Genomic DNA, 9,215 nt, shown 5'->3' with positions numbered 1-9,215 from the left:
ACGTCACGTTGTTTGCTGCCTCCGGTTCGATCGGCGGGATAGCGCCGGTATGCGCCCCGACCAACGAACTGCCCTACGACCCTTCGCGCCCCGATACGGTGGACGAGGTCGAAAGCGAGGCCTATGGCCGGATCGTCTCGGCGCTCCAAAAGCGAGACTTCGACATTATCCACTTCAATGCGCTTCATTTCCTTCCTTTGCTTCACGCTGCCTCGTTCGACGCGCCGACTGTCGCCGTGCTGCATACGCCGCCCTTCGCGCCCCTGGACAAGAGCGTGGCCGCCGCGGGCCCTTCCGTTGCCATCGTGTCTGTATCGCAGTCGCTCGCCGAGACGTGGCCCGATCTTGGATCGGCACCGCTGATCATCGATAACGGGGTTGATTTGACGCGGTTTCCGTTCGGACGGCCGAGCCCGGATTTCGTCTTCGCCGTCTGGTCCGGCCGGATCGTCCCGGAAAAGGGGTTGCACCTGGCGATGGACGCCGCCCGCCTCGCGGGGATCCCGCTTCGAATCGCCGGACCGATCAGCAACCGCGCCTATTGGGACGAGATGATCATGCCGCGTCTGGGTGAGGACTCGATCTACGTTGGTCACTTGTCCCAGGCGGCGCTCGCGGCATTGGTCGGCGCGGCCATGGTCGCCATCTGTACGCCCCGCTGGGAGGAGCCGTTCGGGCTCGTGGTCGTCGAGGCGCTGGCTTGCGGGACGCCCGTTGCCGGCTTCGCGCGTGGCGCGCTACCAGACATTCTGGACGAGACGTGCGGAGCCTTGGCGCCCGCCGACGACGTCGAGGGGCTTGCGCGCGCGATCGATCGCTGCCTTCTTCTGGACCGTCGAGCCTGCCGCACCCGAGCGGAGGCGGCTTTCGATGCCGAGATCATGGTCGATCGGTACGAGGCGGTCTATTGGAGCCTCGTGAACACAACCTCTGAAACGCCACGTCTCGACATCCTGGAAGGCGAGGCAGCTTGAGTCGACCGATTGGCTACTACATCCATCATCACGGCTCGGGGCATCGTCACCGCGCCCGGCTCATCGCCAAGGCCCTTGACCGGCCGTGCACGCTGATCGGGACGTTCGGGGATACGATCGGCGATGTCGAAGGTTTCGCCGTCCTGGATCTTCCGGACGACCGAAGGGCGGGCGCCAGCGAATTCTCCGGAAGCAGCTTTAACGAAAACATGCCGGAGGCCTTTCATTACGCCCCCGTGGACGTCGCGGGCATTCGCCGGCGTATGTCCCTGTTGGCGGCCTGGATCGACACGAATGATCCGGCCCTGATCGTCACCGATGTATCCGTGGAGATCGCGCTATTCGCTCGGCTCATGGGAGTCCGTACCGCAGTGATGCGGCTTGCGGGTGCCCGAACGGACGTTCCGCATCTCGAAGCGTTTCGAAGCGCCGCAAGCATACTCACGCCGTTTCCTTCGGCTTTCGAATCGTCCGAGACCCCGCAATGGGTTCGCGACAAGACCTTCTACGGCGGCTTCCTCGCGCCGCCGGCAGTGACCGCGGCGCCTTCGACGGAAGCTCGGCGGGTCGTCGTCGTCCTGGGCAGCGGCGGGACGAGGATCTCGAGTGCTGCCCTTGCATCGGCCGCGAACGCCACGCCCCGCATGGATTGGCATGTCTACGGACCGGCGCTGCCCGCCGTCCCCGCGCCGAATCTCACGTTTCATGGGTGGCGACCGGACATCGCGAACGCAATAGATGAGGCGGATGTTGTCGTAGGCGGAGCGGGCGACGGATTGCTTGCTGAGGTCGCCACGCGTGGAAAACGTTTTATCTGCTTTCCGGAAGACCGACCTTTCGACGAGCAGGTGGACAAAGCGCGGACATTAGCTCGGCTCGGCCTCGCGGTCGTCCTTGAAGGATGGCCCGATCCCGAAGGCTGGGTCGACGTCTTCCGTAAGGTCGGCTCGTTGAATACGGAAAGATTGCGGGCCCTAGCGGACCCCCACGCGGTCGCCGCTTTCGCCGCTAAGATCGAGTCGGTTGCTGCTGGAGCCTAAAACGGGCGCGTCGGGGGAACACGAGCAGCTTCGATTTCTTCCGGTTTCGCCTCACGCAGAAGCGTGATGTGTCCGTCGTCAAAATACTCGATCAGACCATTCGCGGAGAACGCCGCCAACCAGTCGGGCATCGGCCAGAAACCGTGGCGCCGGTGAAATCGAGCTGCGTTTTTGACGATATCACCGACGTGTTGAATCGGGGGATCGAAAGATTCATGCCGTTGATGGAAAGCTCGCCCCGCCCCGGCGAAGAGCGTCGGTACGTTGATCGCCGCCGCTCGAAAGGCGAAGTCGGTATCCTCCGCGCCATATCCCGTAAATTCGTCGTCGAAGCCGCCAATGCGGTCGAAGGTCTCGGCGCGCACCGCGAAAGCCAGCGACCAGAAAAGACCGGGATGGGGCGCGGGCGAGACGCCGGCGGTAGGGAAAGCGCGCGCAGGATGAGGCACCCCGGACCGCGATAAAGCCGCTTCAGTCCATGCGTGCGTTACCGCGCCTTCGGGAAGATAATAGACTTCGCAACAGATCAGGGCGTCATGCTCCTTCACGGCCGCTTCGAGAGCGGCGGTAAGGTCGGCGGACGGGATGCAGTCGACGTCGAGGAAGACCAGGATCTCGCCCGAAGCCGCGCGCCTGCCGGCGTTGCGCGCCGACGCGAGGGGTAGCCCGTGTCCCGGCAAGGGCACGTGGCGCACGAAACCGTCGGTACGAGTTGTCGACGATCCCATGTCGACGACGATGCATTCGAGCGGTGCGGCGCCACGGTCCAGCCCCTCGATGAGACGCGCCAGATGCGCCTCGCGGTTGCGATTGATCGTGATAACGCTCGTTGATGGCGTGGCGTCCATTAGGCGCGATGTCCTCTCGCATTCCCGGCAGGGATGTTCGTTGGTTTGGCGCCGCAAGCTCATGGGCGGCCGTTTTCAATCACTTCGCCGGCTTAAAGCTCCGAAGCTCGGTCGCAACGCTACCGGGGCCGCCGGCTCGAGATCCATCGGACCGGTCGCTGCCCGCTAGGGCGGCCGCCATCCACTCTGTAGCGGCTCGGCCTTTGTTGCCGTCGGCATAACCATCGACGTTTATCTCCGGCTGGACCGATCCTGTACTTGACGCAAGTGCTGCCAGGGACACTGCTGGCGGCGGCTGGTATGGGCTTCTGACAACCATCGTCATGGCGTCCGTCTTAGAGAGCCATGTCGGGACGGCGTCCGGGCTTCAACAGCGCTGTCGCCGGCATCGGAGGATCGCTGGCGACCGCCCTCCTGGGATTTGTCTCTGTCCGCGTCGCGCCCGGTAGGACGTTTCCGTGCAATTCAGTGGTAAGCGAAACCGGTCGATTACTTTGCAATCGATAGCGTTGCAGCATTTACAGATGTGTCGATCAGCTAAGGCTCCATGAGTGTCCCTCATCGACCCGCTTACGCGTCTTCCGACCGCATTCACGCCCTGGTGAAACATGGAACGGTTTTAAGCTAGAGGCGCTTTCACGCAAGCAACCGGCATATGGCCGATGCGGAGATCGCCTATGACCGACAAGAACGATGCGCCTGGCTTTAGCCGGCGCGGCTTTCTAAGATCGTCCGCCACCGGCGCCGCCCTGCCGTTGATCGGGAGCGCTGTCGTCGAAACCAAGGCTGCCGAGGACTCCTACAAGAGTTCGCCCCTCGTTCCGGTGACCCTGATGGTGAACGGGCAGAAACAGGAGTTGGCGCTCGATCCCCGTACCAGTCTCCTCGACGCGCTTCGTGAGCACATCGGGCTTACGGGATCGAAGAAAGGCTGCGACCACGGGCAGTGCGGGGCTTGCACGGTCCACGTCGATGGCAAGAGCGTGAACTCCTGCCTGACGTTGGCTCTATCGGTGCAAGGCAACGCTATCACGACCATCGAAGGGCTCGCCAAGGCCGATGGGTCGTTGCATCCGATGCAACAGGCTTTCGTCGATTACGACGCGTTCCAATGCGGATACTGCACCTCGGGACAGATCATGTCCGCTGTCGCGTGCGTTACCGCCGGTCATGCTGGAAGCGAGGGCGAGATCCGCGAATTCATGAGCGGCAACCTTTGCCGCTGCGCCGCCTATCCCAACATCGTCGCCGCGGTCGTCGACGCCAAGACGAAGATGGGGGCCTGACCATGCGCCCTTTCACCTATCAGCGTGCATCAAATACGATCGAAGCCGTCAAGGCCGCGGGGCCAGGCATGGTCGGGTCGCACGTCGGCGCGCCGATACAGTATCTCGCGGGCGGCACGACGCTCCTCGATTTAATGAAGCTCGACGTGATGACGCCATCCCGTCTCGTCGACATCAATTCGCTCACCTCTGACCCGAACGCGAGCCGCGTCGTGGCCAGCGACAAGGGCTTGCGCATCGGCGCTCTGGTCAAGATGGCGGAGGCGGCGAACGAGCTCACCATCAAGCGCGACTACCCGGTCTTCGCGCAGAGCCTTTCGCGGGCCGCGTCCTCAGGTCTGCGCAACATGGCGACGCTCGGCGGCAACATGCTGCAGCGGACCCGCTGCCCGTACTTCCGCGACACGTCCTTCGCCCAGTGCAACAAACGCACTCCCGGCAGTGGCTGCGCCGCGCTCGACGGCTTCAACCGCATCCACGCCGTGCTTGGCACGAGCGAGGATTGCATCGCCACCTATCCCGGCGACTTCGCGCAGGCGCTGATCGCGCTCGACGCCGTGCTCGAGGTGCAGGGTCCGACAGGCCTTCGCGCCATACCGTTCGCCTCGCTGCATGTGCAGCCAGGCAATACGCCCAACGTTGAGACGGTGCTGCAGCCTGGCGATCTGATCACCGCGATCAACGTGCCGGCCGACCCCGGCACCAAGCGGTCCGTCTACGTGAAGGTGCGTGACCGAGAGTCATATGAGTTCGGCCTCGCCACCGCGGCGGTCGTCCTGGATATCACTGACGCTAAGGTCAAACGTGTTCGCATCGCGCTCGGCGGTGTCGCCACCGTGCCGTGGCGGGCGGTCGAGGCGGAAGCCTCTCTCACGGGCAAAGGGATCACCGAAGAGACGGCGACGGCCGCGGCGGAGGTCGCTTTCAAGGACGCGAAGCCGCGGGAGCACAACGCCTACAAGATACCCCTCGGCAAGGCGACGCTCGTCCGCGCCTTGCTTCAAGCCGCCAAGATGGAGGTCTGATCGTGACCTATGCCGCGCCAGAACCCCAAGCCAACATGGGTCAGCCCATTCCGCGCGTCGACGCGCGTCTTAAGGTGACTGGGGAGGCGAAATACTCCTCCGACGTCGACGTCCCGAACCCGGCCTTCGCCTACCTGGTGACCAGCGCCATCGCCAAGGGATCGATCAAAGCCATCGACGAGAGCGAGGCTCGGAAGGTCGATGGCCTCATCGACATCCTGACACACGAGAATATGAAAGACGCCATCAAGCAGGTGCCTTTCATGTCGGCTGGCGGCCCTGCGGCAACGTCAATCGTGCCGCTGTCTTCGCCCCAGGTCTGGCATGACGGGCAGATCATCGCGATGGTCGTGGCCGACCGGTTCGAGGCGGCGCGAGAAGCGGCTCACCGCTTGAAGGTCACCTACACCGAAGAGCAACCTTCGGCTACGTTCGGCTCGCACGGCGTGACGGAAAAGGCCTACACCGAAGCGCGTTCCAAGGAGAAGCATGAGAACCCGGCGGTCGGCGACTTTCAGGCTGCTTTCAAGACTGCTCCCGTCCAGGTCGAGGGCAGCTATGCCACGCCGACCCAGCACCACAATCCGATCGAGCTTTTCACCACGACCTGTGTCTGGAACGGCCCGAACCTGACGATTTACGAGCCGAGCCAGTCGGTAACAGGGCTCGCCCATGGGGCTGCCGCCGAACTGAAGCTCGACCCGAGCCAGGTGCGGGTGTTGAGCCAGTACATCGGCGGCGCCTTCGGTTCGAAAGGCGGCATCACGCCTCGTACCGCGATAACGGCGATCGCGGCCAAGCGCCTGAACCGCGCGGTGAAACTCGTGCCGACGCGGGCGCAGGGCTTCACCATTGCAACCTATCGCGCCGAGACGCGCCACGAGGTCAAACTAGGGGCGACGAAGAATGGGAAGCTCGTCGCGCTGTCGCACGAAGGCTGGGAGGTCAGTTCGCGGCCCGACGATTATACCGTCGCCGGTACCGACGCCTCGACGCGCATGTACGCGTGCCCGAACATTGCCAGCGCTGTGAACATCGTCAGCGCTGACCGCAATACGCCTGGCTTCATGCGGGCACCGGCCGAGACGCCTTACATCTACGCCCTTGAAGTCGCGATGGATGAAATGGCGGAAAAGCTCGGGATGGATCCCATCGAGCTACGCCGCGTCAACGACACGATGGTCGAGCCGATCAAGGGGCTTGCCTACACCAGCCGATCGCTGATGCCTTGCTTCGATCAGGCGTCGAAGGCGTTCGACTGGGGCAAGCGAAATCCGAAGCCGGGTCAGACCCGCGACGGCGACTGGCTCGTCGGGTACGGCTGCGCCACCGCCTGCTATCCCACACAGATGGCCCCGGCCTCCGCGCGCGTTCGGCTCGAGGCCAACGGAACCGCGCGCGTCGACACCGCCGCGCACGAGATCGGCAACGGCGCCTATACGGTTGTCGCCCAGACCGCCGCGCTGAAGCTTGGCATCGACGTCAGCAAGGTCAAGGTGGAGATGGGCGACTCGACGCTACCGCCGGCTCCTGTCGCAGGTGGCTCGATCACCACGGCGAGTGTCTGCAACGCCGTCGCGATGGCCTGCGACAAAGTCATCGGCAGGTTGTCGAGCGGCAAAAACACTGAGGGCGACCACGTCATGAAGGAGGGTCGCCTTGTTGCCGCCAACGGCGAGAAGGAGGAGCTTGCCAAGGCCTTCGAACGCATCGGCGCCGGTGCGGTCGAGGAATACGCCGAGTTCGTTCCCCATGGTTCGAAACCCGGCGCGATGGCGCAGGTCTATAAGGGAATCTCGCCGATCATCGGCGGGACGCGCGACAAGGATCGCATCGCCTTCGCGTTCGGTGCCCAGTTTATCGAGGTCCGCGTCCACGCCCGCACCAAGGAGATTCGGGTGCCGCGGATCGTCGGGGCCTTTGCGGCCGGCCACATCGTTAATCCGCGCACGACGCACAGTCAGCTGATGGGTGGGATGATATGGGGCATTTCCTCCGGTCTGCACGAGGCAACGGAGATCGACGCCAAAAGGGCTCGATACGTGAACGCTAACCTTGCGGACTACCTCGTACCGGTCAACGCCGACATCGGGTCGGTCGACGTGATCCTGGTACCGGAGGTCGACGAAAAGGTGAACCCGCTCGGCATCAAGGGCGTCGGTGAACTCGGAATCGTCGGCACGGCTGCGGCATTGTCGAACGCGGTATACAATGCGACGGGCACGCGCGTGAGGGACCTGCCTATCCGGATCGAGAAACTGCTGGCATCCTAATTTTCGGTCGATGGGCTAACCGGGCGCGCGAAGAGGCGCGGCGTTGTCCATCGTCGCCAAGGCGGCGACGGCTGCCGACATGGGGTCGAGGACTTTCATCAAGGGAACGCCTTACTTCCTTTGGATGCGCGGCCTTCGTCTCGGACGCGCTGTCGCTGTCGTCTACAGGGCCGATGGATGGTCGCGGTTTTACGAAGGCGCCACGGTCTATTCCGCAGAAGATCGGGCGCGCGAGCGTGCACGCCATACGCCAACGGACTGAGGTCGCCTGACGGGACCATCGGGCGAGGTCGTCCGCCCGGCTTGCTCGAAGATGGGCTGAGTCTTCAGCCATTGTACGCGCTACACATCGGAATGGGGCGTCCACCCAGGCGCCCCTTTTCGCTTCGACAAGCAGATGATCTCCGACAAAAGCATCGGGCTGAACCCGACCGTTTCAACCCGACGCAAATCGCATCGGCGAAGCTGTAGGACTAGGACTGCCCCATAGCCATCGATGCTGCCGCCACGCGCGCCATGGCCAGCGCCTTCGAGGCATCGACCGCGGCGCTGTACAGGCCGCCCTGGCCCTGGCCGCAGCCCTCGACGCTGAGGATCCGGCGCTGCTCCGCGGTGTCGACGCCTTCAGCGGCGACGTCCAATCCGAGGCCTAATCCCAAGCCGATTAGAGCCCTGACGACCGCCTCGCTCTCCAGGTCCGTGCCGATCTTGCCGACGAGGCCGCGATCTATCTTGACCCCGTCGAACTTGAAGTTGCGGAGGTGGTAGAGGCTTGAATAACCCGTACCGAAGTCGCTGAGCGTGATGCGGACGCCGGCCTGTCGTAACCGGCCGAGGACGGCCTGCGCAGCTTCCAGGTCGCGAACGATCGCGCTCTCCGCGATCTCCAGATCCAGCCGCTTCGGTGAAAAGCCGGATCGACCGAGGTGGGCGACCACCCGCAGATCGAAGGCTGGATCGTGGAGGAGCGAGGGCGAAACGCGGATCGCCAGCTGCACATGGACCGGCCAAGCTGCCGCGTCGTCCAATGCCCGGCCGAGCAAGGCATCGGTGAGCTCGGCGGCCAGCCCGCCGTCGTCCGCGATCTGGATGAACCGGACCGGATCGACCGTCCCGAACTCCGCGTCTGACCAATGCGGCGTCACTTCGAACTCCGACAGGAGGCCCGACCTCAGATCGAAGACGGGTTGGTAGCGGGGCTGTATCTCCCCGCGTCGAAGAGCCAGACCGAACGCCTGTTCGAGGCGATCGCGCTCCTGGATGTAGGCATCCATATCGGGCTCGAAGAACCGAGTCGCCGACCGTCCCTTGCCCTTCGCGCGGTAGAGAGCGATGTCGGCTTTGCGCAACAATTCCGCGGGATTGGTCCCGTCCTGCGGGGTCAGGGCCACGCCTATGGCGGCACCGACCCTATGTTCGCGGCCGCCAAGCATGATCGGCCTATGAAGCTCCTCGATGATGCGCAGCGTCAGCCCGGTGGCGGCGTCGGGACCGGAAATCTGAGTGGACAGGATGGCGAACTCGTCGCCTCCGAAGCGCGAGATCAGATCACCTACCCGCATCGCGCGGCTCAGACGGGCGGCGACATGCACCAGCACCTCGTCGCCCGCGGGGTGGCCGAAGACGTCGTTGATCTTCTTGAAAGCGTTCAGGTCGAGCATTAGGACGGCGTGGCTGGCCCCGGCGCGCGGCGGGGCTGAGATGGCCGCCCGTAGAGCATCGTCGAACTGCCGGCGGTTGGGCAGGCCGGTCAACGCGTCATGGAACGC

Annotated in this window: 8 protein-coding genes; 6 read left to right on the top strand and 2 right to left on the bottom strand. The window is 64.0% G+C overall.

What is annotated here, in order from left to right; genetic code table 11:
* Window positions 1-974: glycosyltransferase (locus GSQ79_RS21270; RefSeq protein ID WP_158810794.1), on the top strand; the 974-nt coding region annotated here is incomplete at its 5' end.
* Window positions 975-1,183: 209 nt separating this feature from the next.
* Window positions 1,184-2,014 (top strand): glycosyltransferase, encoded by an 831-nt coding sequence (locus GSQ79_RS21265; RefSeq protein WP_246725484.1) that lies wholly within the window; start codon window positions 1,184-1,186, stop codon window positions 2,012-2,014.
* On the opposite strand, the gene GSQ79_RS21260 is transcribed toward GSQ79_RS21265, so the two are convergent.
* Complete coding sequence (locus GSQ79_RS21260) at window positions 2,011-2,862, bottom strand: glycosyltransferase family 2 protein (RefSeq protein WP_158810792.1); 852 nt, start codon at window positions 2,860-2,862, stop codon at window positions 2,011-2,013. The genes GSQ79_RS21265 and GSQ79_RS21260 overlap by 4 nt on opposite strands.
* Window positions 2,863-3,539: 677 nt before the next feature.
* Here GSQ79_RS21260 and GSQ79_RS21255 point away from each other — a divergent pair.
* The 4 genes from GSQ79_RS21255 to GSQ79_RS21240 are packed head-to-tail and all read left to right on the top strand — an operon-like array spanning window position 3,540 to window position 7,708.
* Window positions 3,540-4,148: a (2Fe-2S)-binding protein gene (locus GSQ79_RS21255; protein WP_158810791.1), complete on the top strand. Its 609-nt coding sequence runs from the start codon at window positions 3,540-3,542 to the stop codon at window positions 4,146-4,148.
* A 2-nt stretch (window positions 4,149-4,150) separates the two neighbouring features.
* Complete coding sequence (locus tag GSQ79_RS21250; protein WP_158810790.1) at window positions 4,151-5,173, top strand: xanthine dehydrogenase family protein subunit M; 1,023 nt, start codon at window positions 4,151-4,153, stop codon at window positions 5,171-5,173.
* 2 nt (window positions 5,174-5,175) lie between these two features.
* Window positions 5,176-7,446 (top strand): xanthine dehydrogenase family protein molybdopterin-binding subunit, encoded by a 2,271-nt coding sequence (locus GSQ79_RS21245; protein ID WP_158810789.1) that lies wholly within the window; start codon window positions 5,176-5,178, stop codon window positions 7,444-7,446.
* 43 nt (window positions 7,447-7,489) lie between these two features.
* Window positions 7,490-7,708 carry a hypothetical protein gene (locus GSQ79_RS21240; RefSeq protein WP_158810788.1) on the top strand — a complete coding sequence of 73 codons (219 nt, stop codon included), beginning with the start codon at window positions 7,490-7,492 and terminating at the stop codon, window positions 7,706-7,708.
* 211 nt (window positions 7,709-7,919) lie between these two features.
* On the opposite strand, the gene GSQ79_RS21235 is transcribed toward GSQ79_RS21240, so the two are convergent.
* Window positions 7,920-9,215: bifunctional diguanylate cyclase/phosphodiesterase (locus tag GSQ79_RS21235; protein WP_158810787.1), on the bottom strand; the 1,296-nt coding region annotated here is incomplete at its 5' end.

Origin of the sequence: Beijerinckia sp. L45, from assembly GCF_009765775.1 — a bacterium.
In the GTDB taxonomy this organism is placed as follows: domain Bacteria; phylum Pseudomonadota; class Alphaproteobacteria; order Rhizobiales; family Beijerinckiaceae; genus RH-AL1.
Note: the sequence above shows the minus strand (reverse complement) of the source record. Positions and strands in the feature narration are given on the sequence as shown.